The following is a 19,640-nucleotide window of genomic DNA, read 5'->3' on the forward strand; positions in this document are numbered from 1 at the left end:
CGATGGCCGAACGAATTGTCATGGAGGTCTCCAGGTATCGACCGGAGATCGAATCCGCGCCTGTTCTAGAGGTTTACGAAGTTCCCTTCGACCGCGAGTGGGCCGTCCTGGACGGTCTGAACTACATCAAGGATCACCTCGACGGAACGCTGACCTTCCGCTGGTCGTGCCGGATGGGGATCTGTGGCAGCTCGGGTATGACGATCAATGGTGACCCGAAATTGGCGTGCGCGACGTTCCTCGTTGATTACCTGCCAGGACCGGTACGAGTGGAGCCGATGCGAAACTTCCCGGTGATCCGCGATCTCGTCGTCGACATCGATGACTTCATGGCCAAGCTGCCGAGGGTCAAGCCCTGGATCATCCGGGATGATGAGCTGTCCCCCGAGGAGGGCGAATACCTGCAGACCACAGCGGAATTGGACGAATTCAAACAGTTCAGCATGTGCATCAACTGCATGTTGTGCTACTCGGCATGCCCGGTGTACGCGCTCGACCCGGACTTCCTCGGTCCGGCGGCGATCGCTTTGGGTCAGCGCTACAACCTGGATTCACGCGACAAAGGTGCCGCCGATCGCAGTGACGTCCTCGCCGCGGCGGATGGCGCTTGGGCGTGCACCCTGGTGGGCGAATGCTCGACGGCTTGTCCAAAGGGAGTCGATCCGGCAGGCGCGATACAGCGCTACAAGTTAACCGCAGCAAAGGATTCGGTGAAGAGACTGCTGCTACCCAAGGGCGCGCGATGACAAGCGTTTCTCGTGAGCCGGTTGGCGCGTACCGTCAGCCCGTCGCCAGATTCTGGTGGGTGAAGCGACGGTCTTACCTCTTGTTCATGCTTCGCGAGATCAGTTGCGTTTTCGTTGCGTGGTTTGTTGTGTATCTGTTGCTACTGGTGAATGCGGTTGGCGCCGGTCGGGATTCATACCTTCGCTTCCTGGACTGGAGCGCTAATCCACTTGTGGTTTCGCTGAACGTCGTCGCACTGATTTTCCTTCTGCTGCACGCTGTTACCTGGTTCGGTCTGGCGCCGCGTGCGATTGTTCTGCACATCCGGGGAAACCGCGTTCCCGCTCCCGCGATTCTCGCGGGCCATTACGCGGCATGGCTCGCCGTGTCGGCGGTCGTCGCTTGGCTGGTCATGTCGTGAGCACAGCTGCGCACCATCGCGGGCCCCATCGAAGGTCGGCAGAGCCCTTCCTGTGGCTGCTGTTCAGCTCCGGGGGCATGGCCGCCGCGCTCGTTGTGCCCGTCCTATTGTTTCTGTTCGGATTAGCGTTTCCGCTCGGGTGGCTCGGGGCGCCGGACCATACGCACCTGCTGGCGATAGTGCGGAATCCGCTGACGAAACTTGTTCTTCTCGGCGTTAGCACGTTGGCGCTGTTCCATGGGGCACACCGCTTCCGGTTCGTGCTCGAGCACGGGTTGCAATTAGGCCGGTTCGATCGTGTAATTGCGCCGTGTTGCTACGGCACAGCCGTGTTGGGATCTGCGGCGGCGGGTTGGGTACTGCTCACCGCATGAGGCGGTTAGTGGTGCCGTTGCGCCAGCGTCTTGAGCACCAGCCCGACGACGACGGCTACCCCGGCGCCGGTCAGCACCGACGGTGCAGTGCTGGTGGTCAGCACCGCGACCAGCAACGCCGTTACGAACCCCGCAATCACGGCGAACAGCTTGTGCCGCGGCCACGGAACACCCGCGATCAGCACGTCCGCGCTGTTCGGAGCGCCGAACATACGTAACCGTTCACGGGTGGTCATAGCTTGAGAGACTAATAGCCACTCTGATCTTTGGGTAATCGAAACATCGATTACGGCAGGGCTAATAGCCGCTGGTGGCGGTCGCGCTGGGCCTAGGGTTGATGGCATGCCTCTTTCAGGTGAATATGCACCCAGCCCGCTCGACTGGTCCCGTGAGCAAGCCGACAAGTACATGGAATCCGGCGGAACCGACGGCACGGATCTGCAGGGCAAGCCCGTCATTCTGCTCACCACCGTCGGAGCCAAGACCGGCAAACTCCGCAAGACGCCGCTGATGCGAATCGAGCACAACGGCGAGTACGCGATCGTCGCTTCGCTCGGCGGCGCTCCCAAGAACCCGGTGTGGTACTACAACGTGGTGAAGAACCCTCGGGTCGAGTTGCAGGACGGAACCGTCACCGGCGATTACCAGGCCCGCGAGGTGTTCGACGACGAGAAGGCCACGTGGTGGGCGCGGGCGGTCGAGGTCTGGCCGGACTACGCGGAATACCAGAAGAGGACCGACCGCCAGATTCCGGTGTTCGTGCTGACCCCGGTGAGCTGACCTGTCCGTTGGGTGACATGGCACCATTGATCGGTGTCCGCTGAACTGAGCCAGAGCCCCCAAGGCCCGATGACTCTACCGCTGTGCGCGGCGGACATTGACAGTGCCGCGAAGCGGATCGCCCCGGTTGTCACGCCCACCCCATTGCAGCTGAGCGATCGGTTGTCGGCGATCACCGGTGGCAACGTCTACCTCAAACGCGAAGATCTGCAGACGGTGCGCTCCTACAAGCTGCGTGGGGCCTACAACCTGCTGGTGCAGCTGTCGGATGAGGAGCTGGCGAACGGCGTGGTGTGCTCGTCCGCCGGAAATCACGCGCAGGGTTTCGCGTACGCGTGCCGATCACTGGGTGTGTACGGGCGTGTCTATGTGCCAGCCAAGACGCCCAAACAAAAGCGCGACCGGATTCGCTACCACGGCGGGGAGTTCATCGAACTGATCGTGGGCGGTTCCACCTATGATCTCGCTGCCGAGGCGGCACTCGCTGATGTGCACCGGACCGGCGCCACGTTGATACCGCCGTACGACGACCTGCGCACCATGGCTGGCCAGGGCACCATTGCCGTCGAAATCCTCGACGCGCTCGGCGGCGAGCCCGATCTGGTGGTGGTCCCCGTCGGTGGCGGCGGCTGTATCGCCGGCATCACCACATACTTGGCCGAGCGGACCAGCAACACTGCCGTGCTGGGTATCGAACCTGCTGGTGCTGCCGCGATGATGGCCGCGTTGGCCGCGGGCGAGCCGGTGACGCTGGACCATGTCGACCAGTTCGTCGACGGCGCAGCGGTGAACCGGGCGGGAACGCTGACGTATGCGGCCCTGGCCGCCGCCGGCGACATGGTGTCGATCACCGCTATTGACGAGGGTGCGGTGTGCACCGCGATGCTCGACCTCTACCAGAACGAGGGCATCATCGCCGAACCGGCGGGCGCGCTGTCGGTCGCCGGCCTGTTGGAAGCCGACGTCGAGCCGGGGTCCACGGTGGTTTGCCTGATCTCGGGTGGCAATAACGACGTGTCCCGCTACGGGGAGGTGCTCGAGCGCTCGCTGGTCCACCTGGGCCTTAAGCACTACTTCCTGGTGGACTTCCCCCAGGAGCCCGGAGCATTGCGCCGATTCCTCGACGAAGTGCTCGGTCCCAATGACGACATCACCTTGTTCGAATACGTCAAGCGCAACAACCGGGAGACCGGTGAGGCGCTGGTGGGCATCGAGCTGGGGTCGGCCGCGGATCTGGATGGCCTGTTGACCCGGATGCGGGCGACCGAGCTTCACATCGAGCCCCTCGAGCCCGGTTCCCCGGCCTATCGCTATCTGCTGTAGCCCAAAATGCTCACAAGCCGACGCTCGACGGCTAGGCAAGGTATGCCGGCAGCGGGGTAGCGGCGTCGAGATCGTTGGCGGGCTGCGGACTTCCGGGCGTCAGGCGCAGTGGTATCACGCCCGCCCAATGTGGCAATGCGCTGTCTTCCGGGTCGTCGACCGGGCCGCCGCTGCGCACCTTGGCAGACACCTCGACGAGGTCCAGCGCTAGCACCGCCGTTGCGGCGAGCTCACGCGCGTTCGGGGATCTGCAGTCGGCGGCGCGCCCGGATCGGATGTGGTCGAGCAGGGCGCCGAGCGCTCGTCGCTTCTCGGCGGGATCTTCGACCAAGCGCGCGGTGCCCAACACGACGACGGAGCGGTAGTTCAGCGAATGGTGCATCGCCGCCCTGGCCAGCACCAGCCCGTCGACGAGGGTGGCCGTCAGGCAGACCGACAGTCCCGAAAGCTTGGCGGCGAGCATGGGGCCGCCGCCGGTCGAGCCGTGGATATATAGGACTTCACCGAGGCGGGCGTGCGTTGTCGGCAGGACCACCGGCCTGCCGGCGTTGACGTAGCCGAGGTGACAAATCAGCGCCTCGTCGAGGATGCGATGCACCGTCTTGCGGTCATAGTGCGCGCGTTCACGGTAGCGGGTCGGCGTAGTCCGTGTCGTCGGGCGATATGCAGTATCCAATTTGGTTGCCTTGCATATTGTACTAGTACATAATTTTAACTGTGCCAGTACAATACAGGATCTCGGGAAATGGCGCGGAGTCGATAGCGGGCAGCATCGAGGAGGCCATCTCTGCGGGCCGGTTGGCGCCTGGCGACACCCTTCCGCCGATCCGCGAAGTCGCAGCGCAAGTCGGCGTGAATGTCAATACCGTTGCCGCCGCTTACCGCCTGCTCCGTGATCGCGGGGCCGTCGAAACTGCGGGACGGCGCGGGACTCGCGTGCGCGATCGGCCCGCGACCACGCCCCGATCCCTGCTCGGCCTTGGCGTCCCCGCCGGTGCGCGCGATCTGTCGACTGGTAACCCCAACCCTGCGCTGCTACCCATCGCCAGCGTGAGATTGCCTGCCGGTTCCCAAACGCCCGTGCTGTACGGCGAGTCGGCGATGTCGGCCGAGCTTGCCGAGTTCGCCCGCGCAACCCTGACCGCCGACGGCGTCGGGGCAGATCACCTCACGGTGACCAGCGGTGCACTCGATGGCATCGAGCGGGTGCTCACCGCATACCTGCGTCCGGGTGACCGGGTAGCCGTCGAGGATCCGGGCTGGGCAAATTTGTTAGATCTTCTTGCGGCACTGGGGCTTTCGGCCGAGCCGGTTCGGGTCGACGACGATGGGCCATTGATTCTGGAGATGGCCCGGGCGCTGCGCCGCGGTGTGCGGGCGGTTGTCGTCACCAGTCGTGCGCAGAACCCGACCGGGGCAGCGTTATCCGCGGATCGCGCCGGCGCACTGCGCAGCCTGTTGGCGGGCCGGTCCGGCGACCTGCTGGTCGTCGAGGACGACCACTGCGCCGGCATCGCCGGCACGCCACTGCACTCGTTGGCCGGGTCCACCCGCCGGTGGGCTTTCGTACGGTCGGCGTCGAAGGCCTACGGCCCTGACCTGCGGCTCGCCGTACTGGCTGGAGATCGCCGCACCATTGAGCGGGTGCACGGACGGCTGCGGCTTGGGCCGGGCTGGGTGAGTGGGCTGCTGCAGGACCTCGCTGTCGGCTTGTGGTCCGACGACGCGGCGACGCGCCTTGTCCTCGAGGCCGAGGAGCGCTATGCCAGCAACCGCTCGCAGTTATGTGCGGCGCTCGCCGATCGTGGCGTCGCCGCCCATGGTCGGTCCGGGCTCAACGTCTGGATCCCGGTTACCGACGAGGCGGTCGCCATTACTCGGCTGCTTAACGCCGGCTGGGCCGCGGCCCCGGGAACGCGGTTCCGGATCAGCACACCACCTGGAATGCGTATCACCATCGCCGATCTGGCTAGCGACGAGATCGATCCGCTCGCCGACGCCGTTGTTGAGGCCGTGCACGGCACCGGCCGCCGCAGCGTGTAAGTCAGCGGCGCGAGCAGACGCAAAATCGCCCAGAACTGCGGCGTGTTGCGCGATTTTGCGTCTGCTCGCGCACTATATGCAGCGCAGGATTGCGAACGAATGCGCGGGTAGCTCGGTAGCTTTGGCGCCGATGCACGGCGGCTCCCAGGCCAGCACCAGCGAACCGCTGACCGGCACACTGGTAGCCCGAGCGCCGAGATTGCAGGCAATCGCAAGTTGGTTGCGGCGCACCACTATCCAGTGTTGGTCTTCGTCGTAGTCGACAACGAGGTGATCTAGCCAGGGGTCTGCCAGGTCGGGCGCGCTGTGCCGCAGCGCAATCAGAGTGCGATAGAGCTGGAGCAACCGGGCGTGCTCGCCGGTGCCGGCCTCATCCCAGTCCAGCTTGGAGCGCGCAAAGGTCTGCGGGTCTTGTGGGTCGGGTATCTCGTCGGCGTCCCAGCCGTGTTCGGCGAATTCCGCTTTTCGTCCCTCGGCGGTAGCCAGGGCTAGCTCGGGTTCCGGATGCGAGCTAAAGAACTGAAACGGGGTCGATGCACCCCATTCCTCGCCCATGAAAAGCATTGCGGTGTAAGGCGAGCTGAGAACCAACGCGGCTTTGATAGCTAGCTGACCGGCGGTGAGGGTTTGCGACGGGCGGTCCCCGAGTGCGCGGTTGCCGACCTGGTCGTGGGTGCAGGCGTAGGCCAGTAGCCGGGTGGCCGGAATCTCTGAGGTGTCCAGGGGACGCCCATGGCGCCGGCGCCGGAACGACGAGTACGTGCCGGCGTGGAAAAAGCCGTGACGCAACGTGTGAGCCAGGGTCGCCAGTGACCCAAAGTCCGCGTAATAGCCCTGGCGCTCGCCGGAGACGGCGGTGTGGATGGCGTGATGGATATCGTCGTCCCATTGCGCCGTAACACCATAGCCGCCTGCGTCGCGTGGGGTGATCAGCCTCGGATCGTTGAGGTCACTTTCGGCGATTAGCGCCAATGGGCGTCCCAATCGCCTCGATAACCAATCGGTCTCGGTCGCGAGTTCTTCGAGGATATGCACGGCCGTGGTGTCCACCAGGGCGTGCACGGCGTCCAGCCGCAGACCGTCGGCGTGAAAGTCGCGCATCCAGCGCAGCGCGCACCCAATGATGTAATGCCGGACCTCGTCGGAGTCGGCGTCGGCGATATTGATGCCTTCCCCCCAGGGGTTGCGTCCCGACGAGAGGTAGGGCCCGAACCGGGGCAGGTAATTGCCCGACGGACCCAGATGATTGAATACCGCGTCGATCAGCACGCCCAAACCACGCGCGTGGCACGCATCGACGAACCGGACCAGGCCGTCGGGGCCGCCATAGGGCTCGTGCACGCTGTACCACAGCACGCCGTCGTACCCCCAGCCGTGGGTGCCCGAGAAGGAGTTGACCGGCATCAGTTCGACGAAGTCGATCCCGAGATCGACCAGGTGGTCCAGCTTTTCGATGGCAGAGTCGAATGTGCCGGCCGCAGTGAAGGTACCGATGTGCAGCTCGTAGATCACCGCGCCTTCGACGGACCGGCCCTCCCAGTGGTCGTCGGTCCAGCTGGCGCGGGAGGCGTCCCACAGCTGCGAACGTGCGTGCACTCCGTCGGGTTGGCGCGCCGATCGAGGATCCGGCAGGACGGTGGAATCGTCGTCGAGCAAATAGCCGTACCGGGCATCCGGCGCGGCGTCCACGGTCGTGTGCCACCAGCCGTCGTCCGTGCTGGTCATCACGCGCACGACGCCGTCGACGTCGAGGCGCACCAGCTCCGGTTTGGGTGCCCAGACCCGGAATTCAGCCACGATCGCGCTCCAGCAACACGACGGGCAGGTCGGCGAACAACTCGGCGGCCGACGTCGGACCGCTTGCCACGGCGCCGCTTAGCCGGTCGGTCCAGGAGCCGTCGGGTAGCGGCACGACCGTATTACCCCAGCCCGTTTCGGCCAGGCGCACCGTCCAACGAGTCACCGCGACCAGAACGTCGTCACCACGACGGAACGCTACGACATGATCACTGGCCTGACCGCTAGCGAGCACGGGACGGTACTGACCGTGCTGGAAGCAGTCCGGACGGGCGCGCCGCAGCCGAAGTGCCGCGGAGACGACCCGAATTTTCGGATGCCGCAACTCCTTCAGCGCGGCTCGGCGAGCGGCGTAGTCGACCTCGCGGCGGTTGTCCGGGTCGACGAGGCTGTCGTCCCAGAGTTCGGTGCCCTGGTAGACGTCGGGGGTCCCGGGCACGGGCAGCGCCAGGAGCTTCTGGCCCAGCGCATCACTAGCCGCATGTGAGTTGAGTTGTGCGACAAGTTCGGTCAGCGCGCCGGCCACCGGCCCGTCGAGCACGGTATCCAGCCAACCATGTACCGCGTCTTCGAAAGCTGCGTCCGGGACGTGCCACGAGGTGTGCCAGGCCGCCTCACGAATGGCTTTTTCGGCGTAGGCATGCAGGCGCTCACGAAGCTGGTCAGTGACCTCGCCGCTCACCGGCCAGACTCCGAAGATGTTCTGCCACAAGAACAGTCCGGTAGCAGGATCGGGGGAGGGCGCATGTACTTCCCAACGCGCGACGAACTCCGTCCACAGCGACGGCACCTGCGATAGCACGCCGATGCGGGCGCGTACGTCCTCACTGCGTTTGGTGTCGTGAGTGGACAGCGTCGTCATCGCTTGCGGCCACAACCGGGCGCGGGTAGCGGCGCGGTGATGAAACTCCGCGGCACCGACACCAAACCGGTGCGGTTCGCCACCCACCTCGTTGAGTGACACCAATCGGGGATCGCGATAGAACAAACAGTCCTCGACAGCCTTGGCGGTCACGGCGCCGCACAGTTGTTGCAGGCGCGCAACCGGCACACCGCCGTGAGCCAGCGCCGCAGCGATCACCTGCAGCCCTGGCCCCAATCCCGGTGCTGCCGCTTGGGTTTCAGCCAGCGCGGTGGGCAGGATCGCGGACAGGCCAGGGTAATCGGTGCGGTAGACCTCGATGTGGCTGAGCAGCGCGGCTACCGCGTCGGACAGCAACGGGTCATCCGCACCGGCCGCTGCCACGATGCACCGCCGCAGTCGGCGCAATTCACTGGCCAAAGTGTCGGTGGCCGCGTGGATCTTGAGGTCGGCCAACATGGCTGGCATAGCGCGATAGACCAGACCCGCGGATTCGACCAGCTCAGTCAGCGCCGCTTCCCCGCTGGGATCCACGAAGACTCCACCAACCGCACGCATTACCTCGTAACCAGTGGTGCCGGCCACCGGCAGCGTCGGCTCCAGCGCCTCATCGACGGCCAGGATCTTTTCGATCACGATCCAGGCGTTCGGCCCCACCAGTTCCCGCAGCCACGCCAAATACCCTGACGGGTCAGACAACCCATCGGGGTGGTCGATCCGCACCCCGTCCACGAGGTCCTTGGTGAACCAGCGGGCGATTTCGGCGTGGGCGGTGTCGAACACCACGCGATCTTCCTGGCGCAGTGCGGCCAGCGAGCTGATCGAGAAGAAACGGCGATAGCCGCACAGTCCACGCCGCCAGCCGACCAGCCGGTAGTGCTGGCGGTCATGAACCTCCGAGCCGGTGCCTGTACCGGTTTCGGGTGCGATCGGCAAGGCCAGGTCGCCCAGCCGCAGCAGATCACCATCGACCGTCAGGTCCGCGACATCCTCGTCAGAACCTAAGAGCGGCAGGATGATCCGGCCGTCGGCCAGGTCCCAGTCGATGTCGAAGAACGTGGCATAGGGCGACGACCGCCCATGCCGCAAGACGTCCCACCACCACGCGTTCTGCTCGGGTTTCTCAATCCCGACGTGGTTGGGCACGATGTCGACGATTAGCCCCATGCCGCGGGCCCGGGCCGCCCTGGATAGCTGGGCCAGACCGTCGGGACCGCCAAGCTCGGCCGACACCGTGGTCGGGTCGGTGACGTCATACCCGTGGGTTGATCCGCTGGCCGCGGTCAGGATGGGGGACAGATACAAATGTGACACCCCGAGCTCGTCAAGGTAGTCCAGCAGGTTCTCGGCGTCGGCGAAGGTGAATCCGAATCCGCTCGATGCACCGCGCAGTTGCAGCCGGTAGGTCGATAGAACCGGAAAAACCATGTGTTACAAGGTCTTACGTAATATGAGAACGGAGCGTGCCGGCAGTGCAATCTCCTCCCCGTCCTTGACGACCCGTTCTGCGGCACCGGTGGGGCTGGTGGTGTCCAATTCCACGGTCCATTCCTTGGCATAGTCATCGTGAGGCATAACGAAGTTGACCTCATGATCGTGGGCGTTGAAGCACAACAGGAATGAGTCGTCGACGACGCGTTCGCCGCGTCGGTCGGGTTCGGGCAGGGCTTGACCGTTGAGAAACACCGCAATGCTCTTGCCGAAGTCGTTGTCCCAGTCCTGTGCTGTCATCTCCTGGCCGGCCGGTGTCAGCCAAGCGATGTCGCGGACTTCGGCACCGCTGCGGATCGGTTGCCCCTTGAGGAACCGGCGGCGCCGAAACACCGGATGCTCCTTGCGCAAAGCCGTCACCTTGGCGGTAAAGGCCAGTTGATCCGCGTTCTTCTCGACCAGAGACCAGTCCATCCAAGACAGCGGGGAGTCCTGGCAGTAGACGTTGTTGTTGCCCTGCTGGGTGCGTCCGATCTCGTCGCCATGCAAGATCATCGGGGTGCCCTGGCTGACCATCAGGGTGGCCATGATGTTGCGCATCTGCTGGGCGCGCAACGCCACGATGTCCGGGTCGTCGGTCGGGCCTTCGACACCGCAGTTCCAGGATCGGTTGTGGCTCTCGCCGTCCCTGTTGTCCTCGCCGTTGGCCTCGTTGTGTTTCTCGTTGTAGGAGACCAGGTCGTTGAGCGTGAAGCCGTCGTGTGCGGTGACGAAATTGATGCTGGCGCCGGGACGGCGTCCGGTCGCCTCATAGAGGTCCGACGACCCGGTCAGCCGGGAAGCGAACTCGCCCAGGGTTGCGGGTTCGCCTCGCCAGTAATCGCGCACGGTGTCGCGATACTTGCCGTTCCATTCGGTCCACAAACCTGGAAAGTTGCCGACCTGATAGCCGCCCTCGCCGACATCCCATGGCTCGGCGATCAACTTCACCTGGCTGACCACGGGATCCTGTTGCACCAGGTCGAAGAATGCCGACAGCCGGTTGACGTCGTAGAACTCGCGGGCGAGCGTGGCCGCCAGGTCAAAACGGAACCCGTCGACGTGCATCTCGAGCACCCAGTAGCGCAGCGAGTCCATGATCAGCTGCAGGGTGTGCGGGTGTCGGACGTTGAGGCTGTTGCCGGTGCCGGTGAAATCCTTGTAGTGGCGCAGGTCGCCGTCGACGAGTCGGTAATAGGCGGCGTTGTCGATGCCGCGGAAGTTGATGGTGGGCCCGAGGTGATTGCCTTCGGCGGTGTGGTTGTAGACGACGTCGAGAATTACCTCGATGCCCGCCTCATGAAAGGTACGGACCATCGCCTTGAACTCGGCAACGGCGCCGCCCGGCTTACGGGTCGCCGCGTACTGGTAGTGCGGGGCCAGGAAGCCGAATGTGTTGTAGCCCCAGTAATTCCGCAGACCTAGATCCAGCAGCCGGTGGTCGTGCAGGAATTGGTGGACCGGCATCAGCTCGATGGCAGTGACGTTCAGCGACTTGAGATGATCGATGATCACGGGGTGGGCCAGCCCCGCATAGGTGCCGCGCAATTCCTGTGGGATGCCAGGATGCGTCTGGGTCATGCCTTTGACGTGTGCCTCGTAAATGATGGTCTCGTGGTACGGAGTGCCGGGCGCGCGGTCGGATGCCCAGTCGAAGAACGGGTTGATCACGACGCTGGTCATGGTATGGCCCAACGAGTCGACCATCGGGGGAGTGCCGGTTTCGGACGGGTTCTCGGCCGCGACCGCCATATCGTAGGAGAACAGTGCCTGCCCGAACTTGAAGTCACCGACGAAAGACTTTCCGTACGGATCGAGCAACAGCTTGCTCGGATCGCACCGATGACCCGCGTCCGGATCGAACGGTCCGTGCACGCGAAATCCGTAGCGCTGCCCTGGCGTAACGGCCGGTAGGTAGCAATGCCAGATGTACCCGTCGACTTCGTCGAGATTGATCCGGGTTTCGGTACCGTCGCGGGCGATCAAACACAGCTCGACCTTCTCGGCGACTTCGGAGAACAGCGAAAAGTTAGTGCCTGCGCCGTCATAGGTTGCCCCGAGAGGAAACGGCGTCCCCGGCCATACCGTCGCCAGCGAGGGGGCGGTATCGGCGCTGTCGAATGGTTCCTCGGTCCCACTTTCGGTCCCAGCCATCACTCGACCTTATCCGCGTCCGGCGCGGTGGTGTGTCACCACCAGCCGGTGCTCGCCGCGATCTGCCGGCCGAGCTCAGGGGCTAGGGTCCGCATGTAGGTAGGGGTCAGGTGGTGAGCATCGCGGTAGATCAGGACGTTTCCTTCGACCGCCCGACAGATGTTTGGTCGGCAGATCGCGTCGGACATGTCCAGCGGCTTGAGGAGCGGGAACTGCGCGACGAAATCCAGGGTCGTGTTGTGTTCGGACAGCACGTCGGACCGCTTTATCCCGCACGAGTCCGCGTTGCCGCGCTTGGCCAGACAATCAGCGGGGTTGAACGGTTGGCCGTCTTTGACCAACCATGGGGTATCACGAATGCCGAGGATGGGAATGTTGTTGTCGGACAACGTTTGCCAGATCCCAATGTAGGTTGCCGGCATCACGTCGCCCGACTTGATGTTCCATGGTCGGGTGGATGTGGTGAACACGTAGTCGGGACGGTCGGTGACCAACTTGGCCATCGTCGTTTCCACCCATTCGCGGCACTGCGGATACGGGGCGTTGTTGCCCATGATCAGTGGGACTTGCTCGGTGGACAACGCGCAGCCCATCTTGAGATATGTCACCACTTTGAAGTGGTGTATACGACCGAGCAGGTCTAGCGCGGTCAGCCAGTGTTCGGCGTGCGATCCGCCGGCGAGTGCGATGGTGCGGGTGGCATCCGTATCGCCGTACGTGCAGTTCACTACCGCCGGGTTGAAGAAATCACTGATGCAGCCGTCCCTGGTGGACGCGGGGAGGTCTTCCTTGACTTCCAGCACGGTGGGCCGCATCCGCAGCTTGGGCACTCGCACGTGGTCGGTCAGGGCGCGCGCGCCGGGATAATCCAGGGCGCTGAGTCCACTCAGTTCTTTGCCGGAAGCACGCGCGACGATCACGTGCTCATGCCAGGTGAACGAGGTCGCGGTCAGGGTGACGCCCAGCAGCACCACTATCGAGCCCAGCGTGATGGTCGGGCGGCGCAACCGTAACCGCCAGGGAATCGCTGTGTTCGTCGCGGTTGATTCGGCGGCGGATGCGCGGTACCGCAACGGGTCCTCGACGTAGCGCATCGTCAGGTAAGCCAGCAACCCGGACACCAGCAGTACTGCCGTGCCCTCGACAAAGTTGGCGCGGCGGTGGCCGGTGTAGGAGAGCCAGAAAATGAGCAGTGGCCAGTGCCACAGGTACAGGGAATATGCCATCCCGCCCAGCGTCACCAGTGGGCCGATGCCCAGCAGTCGATTGGGTAGCGGCATCCGATCGCTGGTATTGGGGCGGCTTTGCAGGTTGGCCCCGGCCAGGATCATCAGCATCGTGGCTCCGACAGGTACCAGCGCCCATGGGCCGGGGAACTCTTTGACACCGTCGATCAGCGCGCCACACGACAGGATCGCCGCCAGCGCGACGGTGGCGACGATGCTGCGCACCCACATCGGCCAGCGGACGTAGGGCACCAGCGCGCCAACGAGCGCTCCGAGCAATAACTCCCACGCTCGCGCAAAGCTGTTGTAATACGCGGCGGCCTGGTCGGCCTGATGGGCGATGATCGCATAGCCGAACGAGGCAACCGTCAGTGCGCCCAGCAGTACCACAAACATGGCCCGTAGGTAGGGGACCCGCGAGCCCCGAAAAAGGCCCCTAAACAGGCCCCTAAAAAGGCTACGGAAGAGGTATGCGCAGCCGGCAACGAGGAGCAGGAAGGCAAGGTAGAACTGGCCCTGCACGGACATGGACCAGATGTGTTGCAACGGGCTGACGGCCTCGCTGGCGCGCAGGTAGTCCGACGCCGAGTTTGCGAGTTCCCAGTTTTGGTAGTAGCCCAGGCTCGCCAGGCTCTGGTCGGCGAACGTCTCCCACCGGGTTTGCGGTTGCACTAGGACGGTGAGCAGCGCGCACCCGGCGAGGACGACGACCAGAGCCGGAATCAGCCGTCGGACCAGCCGGACCACCTCGGTTACCGGTGAGAGTGACGCGTTGAGTGCAGCGCGGAGGATCTTGCCGCCAAAAAAGAAACCGGACAGCGCCAAGAAGACGTCCACCCCGCCCGAGACTCGCCCGAACCAGACGTGGAACACGGCCACCAGCGCGATCGCAATGCCGCGCAAGCCGTCGAGGTCGTAGCGGTAGAAACCGGTCGTTCGGACTGGCTCATGGGCTGGTGCCGTGGTGGCGACCGGTGCGGGAGGCGGCGACAGGCTGATCATGGTTGACAGCCAATTTACCCAACCCGCCACCCGCTTTCCTCCGCTGAGCAGCAGGGGAAGCGGGTGGCGGGTGGTTGAGGTTAGGGAATTATCGTGTGGGCGCGACGAGAGTCGGCTGCAATGGCGCCTGTTGCGTTGGCACCTGCTGCGTCGGCACCTGCTGCGTTGGCACCTGCTGCGCGGGTGGCAATTGTCCAGGCATCGTCTGCAACGGCGCCTGCCGTACCGGCGCCGTCTGTGCCGGCGCCGGTTGGCCGGGTACGGTCTGCGCCGGCGCTGGCAGTCCCGGCACGGTCTGCGCGGGTGCCGTTTGCCCTGGCGCCGTCTGCGCCGGGGTCAGTTGGCCGGGTACGGTCTGCGCGGGCGCAGGGACTCCGGGCGCGGTCTGCGCCGGCGCTGGCAGCCCTGGCGCGGTCTGTGCTGGTGCTGGCAGCCCTGGCACGGTCTGTGCTGGTGCCGGTTGAGTCCCGAGAATCCGGACCAGGTAGGGCGCCATGTTGCTGTTACGCACCGGCGAGACCTGGACGACGTCGCCCACCTCCACCATCTGCCCATTTCCGAGGTACATCGCAACACTCTGGGTGCCCTCGGGGCCGTAGAAGATCAGGTCGCCCTTGCGGGCTTGCTGCGGCAGTACCCTCTGACCGACCTTGTACATCTGGCCGGACGAACGCGGCAGCTTGAGCCCGGCGCCGGCATAGGCGTATTGGATCAGGCCGGAGGCGTCAAACCCGACTGTGTTGATACCCGTGCCGGTGCCACGGGTGGGGCCGGTGACACCGCCGCCGGCCCAGGAGAACGGCACGCCGCGTTGCGAAAGGGCGCGCGCGATCACCGCATCGGTGGCTTGCTGGTAGTCCATCGGCCTAGCGGCGGGGTCTGCGGCCGCGATGCCGGGGGCGGCCACCACCGGGGCAACCGCGATCGCCATACCGACCGCGAAAGCGTAGATGCGTTTCATGGGGTTCCAACCTCCTCGGCCCACTTGGTGGGCCCTCTTAGGATCCTGTGTGCTTCGGCGCGATGACCGCCGCGTCGGGCCTAGCGCCGCTGCATGACGCTTGGGAATGTGAACCAGCCAATTAGCCTCTGTATTCACACCCGTCACTACAGACACTTTGACAACAGAAGTTGCCGGTCGCCAGATCCACGGAGGAACCTTTGTCGGAACGTGACCGGACGGTGACTGGCACGCCCAATCTTGTATGGGCAGTTGTGATTTGGGTCTCACGGGCGTTGCCGCCGCGTGATCAGTCAGACACCGCCGTCAGTGCCAGTAACGCTCACTGAAGCCGGTCATTGCGTAGCCGAGCACCGAAGTGAGGGTGATGACGCCGATCGCGATGAACGGCCAGAACGACATGTACCAGCCCTTCAACATGGACACGAACGGGCCGATTATGGCTGCCGATATGGCCGCGCCGATGCCACCCCACATCACCGGGTAGATGTAGTAATTGAGGCCGTATGGCACCGGTGGGCAATCCTCAGCCAGGCACACGTTTTCGGTGAAGCCGAAGAGTCGCGTTGGCCAGCTGGTCATCGATACCAAGATGAGCAAGACCCCCAAGATCGCGGCGGTGCAGACCACGTCCCAAGGTGCGATCCGCAGCTTGAGTACTTGTGGCGCCCGATCGCCGGAGTCGTCGGTTACCGGCGGGGATTCGGCGCCCGGGCTGTCATCGTGCTGATTCGGCGAAGCCATGGCGTCTAATGCTCCCCGATACTTGGCGTTTGTGCGACCCGCGCCGTATGCATGGCGCCGCTCGTGCGGCGCGGCCTGCATTAGGGTCGGTCCCCATGTTGCGTCCTGGAACTTTCGGTCCGGGTTTGACGCCCGAGCAGATCAGCGCGATCGACGCCGCCCATCTGTGGCACCCCTACAGCACTATCGGCAGGGAAGCCGTCCAACCCGTGGTCGCGGTCGCGGCTCGCGGCTCTTGGCTGACGCTGATGCGCGACGGCACGCCGATCGAGGTGCTCGACGCGATGAGCTCTTGGTGGACGGCGATCCACGGGCACGGCCACCCCGACCTGGACGCGGCGCTGGCCAACCAGCTGCGCACGATGAACCATGTCATGTTCGGCGGCCTGACCCACGAGCCGGCAGCCCGGCTGGCCAAGCTGCTGGTGGAGATCACCCCGGCGGGTCTGGAGACGGTGTTCTTTAGCGACTCGGGTTCGGTGTCGGTGGAGGTCGCGGTGAAGATGGCGCTGCAGTACTGGCGCAGCCGCGGCCGGCCTGGCAAGCATCGGCTGATGACCTGGCGGGGCGGCTATCACGGCGACACCTTCACGCCGATGAGTATTTGCGACCCCGACGGCGGCATGCATTCGCTGTGGACCGACATCTTGGCGCGGCAGGTGTTCGCGCCACAGGTGCCACGGGACTACGAACCTGGCTACAGCGCCGGGTTCGAAAAGCAACTCGCGCAGCACACAGCCGAGCTGGCCGCGGTCGTCGTGGAGCCGGTCGTGCAGGGCGCGGGCGGGATGCGTTTCCACGATCCGCGCTATCTGGCCGACCTGCGCGATATGTGCCGTCGCCACGAGGTGTTGCTCATCTTCGACGAGATCGCGACCGGCTTCGGCCGTACCGGGGAGCTGTTTGCCGCCGGCCATGCCGGGGTGAGCCCGGACATCATGTGTGTCGGCAAGGCGCTGACCGGCGGATACCTCAGCCTGGCCGCAACCTTGTGCACAACGGAGATCGCACACACCATCAGCGCCGGCGAGGCCGGTGCGCTCATGCACGGCCCCACTTTCATGGCCAACCCGCTGGCCTGCGCGGTATCGGTGGCCAGCGTCGAGCTGCTACTTGGCCAGGACTGGCGGTCGCGGATCGCCGAGATCGCCGCCGGTCTGACCGCCGGCCTGGAGGCCGCGCGTGCGTTGCCCGGCGTCAGCGATGTGCGGGTGTGTGGCGCCATTGGCGTGATCGAGTGCGATCGGCCCGTTGATCTGGCTGTTGCCACGCACGAGGCGCTGGACCGCGGCGTGTGGCTACGCCCGTTCCGCAACCTGATCTACGCGATGCCGCCGTACATCTGCCCGCCCGCCGAAATCGCGCAGATCACCTCGGCGATGGTCGAGGTCGCGCGACTCGTAGGCTGATCCTCCATGAAAGCCTCCACGCAGGCTCCGATCGATAATTCACCGCTGGCCTGGTTGGAGGCCGTGGAGCGGCAGCGCCGCGAGGCCGGGCTGCGTCGCTCCCTGCGGCCGCGTACCGCCGTCCCCACCGAGCTGGATCTGGCTTCCAACGATTACCTTGGTCTGTCGCAACACCCCGACGTGATCGATGGTGGTGTCCAGGCGCTGCGTGTGTGGGGCGCCGGTGCGACGGGCTCTCGCCTGGTCACTGGCGATACCGAGCTGCACCAGGAATTCGAGTCCGAACTCGCCGATTACGTCGGCGCCGCGGCGGGCTTGGTGTTCTCCTCGGGATACACCGCCAACTTGGGAGCGGTCGTCGGCCTGTCCGGCCCAGGGTCTCTGCTGGTGTCCGACGCGTATTCGCACGCGTCACTGGTGGATGCCTGTCGACTGTCACGGGCCCGGGTGGTGGTGACGCCGCACCGCGACGTCGACGCGGTGGACGCGGCGCTGGGTTCGCGTGACGAGGAGCGCGCCGTCGTCGTCACCGACTCGGTTTTCAGCGCCGACGGCGCACTGGCGCCGATTCGCGAGTTGCTAGATGTGTGCCGTCGCCATCGTGCGCTGCTCATCGTCGACGAGGCGCACGGCCTTGGTGTGCGTGGTGGCGGGCGCGGGCTGCTGCACGAGGCCGGGTTGGCGGGTTCGCCGAATGTGGTGATGACCACGACGCTGTCCAAGGCGCTGGGCAGTCAGGGTGGGGCAGTGCTCGGGCCGTCCGAGGTGCGGGCGCATCTGATCGACGCGGCCCGGCCGTTCATTTTCGATACCGGCTTGGCGCCCGCGGCGGTGGGTGCGGCACTGGCTGCGCTGCGCACCCTGAAGGCCGAGCCATGGCGGCCGGCAGCGGTGCTGCAGCATGCCGGCGAACTGGCCCGGATCTGCGGGGTACCCCAGCCACCACAGTCGGCGGTGGTGTCGGTGATCCTGGGTGATCCGGAGGTCGCGCTGGCGGCCGCGACTGCCTGCCTGGATGCCGGTGTGAAGGTGGGGTGCTTCCGGCCCCCGACGGTGCCCGTCGGGACGTCGCGGCTGCGGCTTACCGCGCGCGCCTCGCTGAATGCCGCCGAACTCGAACTCGCGCGACGAGTCCTCACCGACGCTCTTTCGCGCCGTTGACCGTCCTGGTTGTCACCGGGACCGGCACGGGTGTCGGCAAGACTGTCGCCGTTGCGGCGCTGGCATCTCACATGCGCCAGGCCGGCTTCGATGTGGCGGTATGCAAGCCGGTTCAGACGGGTACCGCCACCGGAGATGATGACCTCGCCGAGGTCGGCAGACTGTCTGGGGTGACCGAGCTCGTCGGGTTGGCGCGATATTCGCAGCCCATGGCGCCAACCGCCGCGGCAGAGCAGGAAGCGATGGCGTTGCCCACCCGCGACCAAGTCCTGAGGCTCATCCGTGACCTGGACCGTCCGAAACGGTTGACCCTCGTCGAGGGCGCCGGCGGACTACTGGTCGAGCTCTGCGACTCCGGCGCTACCTTGCGGGATCTTGCCGTCGACTTGGATGCCGCTGCCCTGGTCGTGGTCTCTGCCGAGCTGGGCACCCTCAACCATACCGCGCTAACACTGGAAGCACTTGCTGCACAAGGTGTTTCGTGCGCAGGACTGGTGATTGGCAGCTGGCCGGAGCGACCCGCCTTGGTGCAGGCCAAGAATCGGTCCGCGCTGGCCCGGCTGGCTGAGGTGCGAGCCGCGCTGCCGGCCGGCGCCGCATCGTTGGACCCGGCGGACTTCGCGGCCATGAGCGCGGCGGTGTTCGACCGCGACTGGGTGAACAGGTTGGTCGGGTGATGGTGCATTCGATCGAGCTGGTCTTCGACCTCGATACCGAGGCGGCGATCCGTCGCACCTGGGCGGACCTCGCCGCCGCCGGAATCCCCAGCCAGGCGCCGGCCAGTCGCCCCCACGTCACCCTGGCAGTTGCCGAACGGGTGGCCCCGGAGGTCGACGAGCTGCTGAGTCCGATCGCAGCCTGGTTGCCGCTGCGCTGCGTTATCGGTGCACCGGTGTTGTTCGGCCGGGCCAACGTTGTGTTCGCGCGGCTCGTGGTGCCGACGAGCGATCTGTTGACCTTGCATGCTGAGGTGCACCGACTGTGCCTGCCGCATTTGGTGCCGGCGCCGATGTCGAACAGTCTGCCCGGTCAGTGGACCGGACATGTCACGCTGGCACGCCGGGTCGGTGGCACTCAATTGGGGCGGGCGCTGCGCATTGGGGGTCGGCCATCGCAGATCAACGGCCACTTCGCCGGCTTGCGCCGTTGGGGCGGCACCAAGCGCACCGAGTATCCGATCAGCTAAT

17 protein-coding genes and 1 pseudogene are annotated in these 19,640 nt (G+C 65.2%); 10 read left to right on the top strand and 8 right to left on the bottom strand.

What is annotated here, in order from left to right; genetic code table 11:
- Positions 1–2: 2 nt before the first annotated feature.
- The 3 genes from sdhB to frdD are packed head-to-tail and all read left to right on the top strand — an operon-like array spanning position 3 to position 1,521.
- Positions 3–746 (top strand): succinate dehydrogenase iron-sulfur subunit, encoded by a 744-nt coding sequence (gene sdhB / locus MSIMFI_RS23890; protein ID WP_191499432.1) that lies wholly within the window; start codon positions 3–5, stop codon positions 744–746.
- The gene (locus tag MSIMFI_RS23895) at positions 743–1,147 is read left to right on the top strand and encodes a fumarate reductase subunit C (RefSeq protein ID WP_191499433.1); all 405 of its coding nucleotides are present in this window, start codon (positions 743–745) and stop codon (positions 1,145–1,147) included. Before sdhB ends, MSIMFI_RS23895 begins: the two co-directional genes overlap by 4 nt.
- The gene (gene frdD, locus MSIMFI_RS23900) at positions 1,144–1,521 is read left to right on the top strand and encodes a fumarate reductase subunit FrdD (RefSeq protein ID WP_224770406.1); all 378 of its coding nucleotides are present in this window, start codon (positions 1,144–1,146) and stop codon (positions 1,519–1,521) included. The genes MSIMFI_RS23895 and frdD overlap by 4 nt, the downstream gene beginning before the upstream one ends.
- Before the next feature lie 5 nt (positions 1,522–1,526).
- Here the strand turns inward: frdD and MSIMFI_RS23905 are convergent, their stop codons facing one another.
- Positions 1,527–1,757 (bottom strand): hypothetical protein, encoded by a 231-nt coding sequence (locus MSIMFI_RS23905; RefSeq protein ID WP_191499435.1) that lies wholly within the window; start codon positions 1,755–1,757, stop codon positions 1,527–1,529.
- Between the two features lie 106 nt (positions 1,758–1,863).
- Between MSIMFI_RS23905 and MSIMFI_RS23910 the strand changes: the two genes are divergently transcribed.
- Together MSIMFI_RS23910 and ilvA are read left to right on the top strand one after the other, a co-directional pair.
- A complete protein-coding gene (locus MSIMFI_RS23910; RefSeq protein ID WP_186242917.1) occupies positions 1,864–2,301 on the top strand; it encodes a nitroreductase family deazaflavin-dependent oxidoreductase in 438 nt (145 codons plus the stop codon).
- A gap of 33 nt (positions 2,302–2,334) precedes the next feature.
- Positions 2,335–3,624, top strand: coding sequence for a threonine ammonia-lyase (gene ilvA, locus MSIMFI_RS23915; RefSeq protein WP_191499436.1), 1,290 nt, complete (start codon positions 2,335–2,337; stop codon positions 3,622–3,624).
- Between the two features lie 31 nt (positions 3,625–3,655).
- On the opposite strand, the gene MSIMFI_RS23920 is transcribed toward ilvA, so the two are convergent.
- A complete protein-coding gene (locus MSIMFI_RS23920) occupies positions 3,656–4,300 on the bottom strand; it encodes a pyridoxamine 5'-phosphate oxidase family protein (protein WP_191499437.1) in 645 nt (214 codons plus the stop codon).
- A gap of 41 nt (positions 4,301–4,341) precedes the next feature.
- Here MSIMFI_RS23920 and MSIMFI_RS23925 point away from each other — a divergent pair, with 41 nt between their 5' ends.
- Positions 4,342–5,667 (top strand): aminotransferase class I/II-fold pyridoxal phosphate-dependent enzyme, encoded by a 1,326-nt coding sequence (locus tag MSIMFI_RS23925; RefSeq protein WP_191499438.1) that lies wholly within the window; start codon positions 4,342–4,344, stop codon positions 5,665–5,667.
- 72 nt (positions 5,668–5,739) lie between these two features.
- Here MSIMFI_RS23925 and treZ read toward each other — a convergent pair whose 3' ends face one another.
- From treZ to MSIMFI_RS23955, 6 genes and pseudogenes are all read right to left on the bottom strand, one after another.
- A complete protein-coding gene (treZ, locus tag MSIMFI_RS23930; protein WP_191499439.1) occupies positions 5,740–7,464 on the bottom strand; it encodes a malto-oligosyltrehalose trehalohydrolase in 1,725 nt (574 codons plus the stop codon).
- On the bottom strand, positions 7,457–9,754 hold the full coding sequence (gene treY / locus MSIMFI_RS23935; protein WP_191499440.1) for a malto-oligosyltrehalose synthase: 2,298 nt from the start codon (positions 9,752–9,754) through the stop codon (positions 7,457–7,459). Before treY ends, treZ begins: the two co-directional genes overlap by 8 nt.
- A gap of 3 nt (positions 9,755–9,757) precedes the next feature.
- Positions 9,758–11,950, bottom strand: coding sequence for a glycogen debranching protein GlgX (glgX, locus tag MSIMFI_RS23940; RefSeq protein ID WP_186242923.1), 2,193 nt, complete (start codon positions 11,948–11,950; stop codon positions 9,758–9,760).
- A gap of 35 nt (positions 11,951–11,985) precedes the next feature.
- A complete protein-coding gene (locus tag MSIMFI_RS23945; RefSeq protein ID WP_191499441.1) occupies positions 11,986–14,178 on the bottom strand; it encodes an acyltransferase family protein in 2,193 nt (730 codons plus the stop codon).
- Between the two features lie 292 nt (positions 14,179–14,470).
- Positions 14,471–15,139, bottom strand: a pseudogene (gene ripD / locus MSIMFI_RS23950) (NlpC/P60 family peptidoglycan-binding protein RipD); the annotation flags it as partial.
- 306 nt (positions 15,140–15,445) lie between these two features.
- The gene (locus MSIMFI_RS23955; RefSeq protein ID WP_186242926.1) at positions 15,446–15,883 is read right to left on the bottom strand and encodes a hypothetical protein; all 438 of its coding nucleotides are present in this window, start codon (positions 15,881–15,883) and stop codon (positions 15,446–15,448) included.
- Between the two features lie 95 nt (positions 15,884–15,978).
- On the opposite strand from MSIMFI_RS23955, the gene MSIMFI_RS23960 reads away from it, so the two are divergent.
- Genes MSIMFI_RS23960 through MSIMFI_RS23975 form a run of 4 tightly spaced genes read left to right on the top strand, consistent with a single transcriptional unit; the run spans position 15,979 to position 19,639 of the window.
- Positions 15,979–17,292, top strand: a complete 1,314-nt coding sequence (locus MSIMFI_RS23960; protein ID WP_191499443.1) for an adenosylmethionine--8-amino-7-oxononanoate transaminase — start codon at positions 15,979–15,981, stop codon at positions 17,290–17,292.
- A 6-nt stretch (positions 17,293–17,298) separates the two neighbouring features.
- Complete coding sequence (locus MSIMFI_RS23965) at positions 17,299–18,453, top strand: 8-amino-7-oxononanoate synthase (RefSeq protein WP_191499444.1); 1,155 nt, start codon at positions 17,299–17,301, stop codon at positions 18,451–18,453.
- A complete protein-coding gene (gene bioD / locus MSIMFI_RS23970; RefSeq protein WP_191499445.1) occupies positions 18,450–19,130 on the top strand; it encodes a dethiobiotin synthase in 681 nt (226 codons plus the stop codon). The genes MSIMFI_RS23965 and bioD overlap by 4 nt, the downstream gene beginning before the upstream one ends.
- Positions 19,130–19,639 (top strand): 2'-5' RNA ligase family protein, encoded by a 510-nt coding sequence (locus tag MSIMFI_RS23975; RefSeq protein WP_191499830.1) that lies wholly within the window; start codon positions 19,130–19,132, stop codon positions 19,637–19,639. The genes bioD and MSIMFI_RS23975 overlap by 1 nt, the downstream gene beginning before the upstream one ends.
- The last annotated feature ends 1 nt before the right edge of the window (position 19,640 follow it).

Source organism: Mycobacterium simulans (assembly GCF_900232995.1).
In the GTDB taxonomy this organism is placed as follows: Bacteria; Actinomycetota; Actinomycetes; order Mycobacteriales; family Mycobacteriaceae; genus Mycobacterium; species Mycobacterium simulans.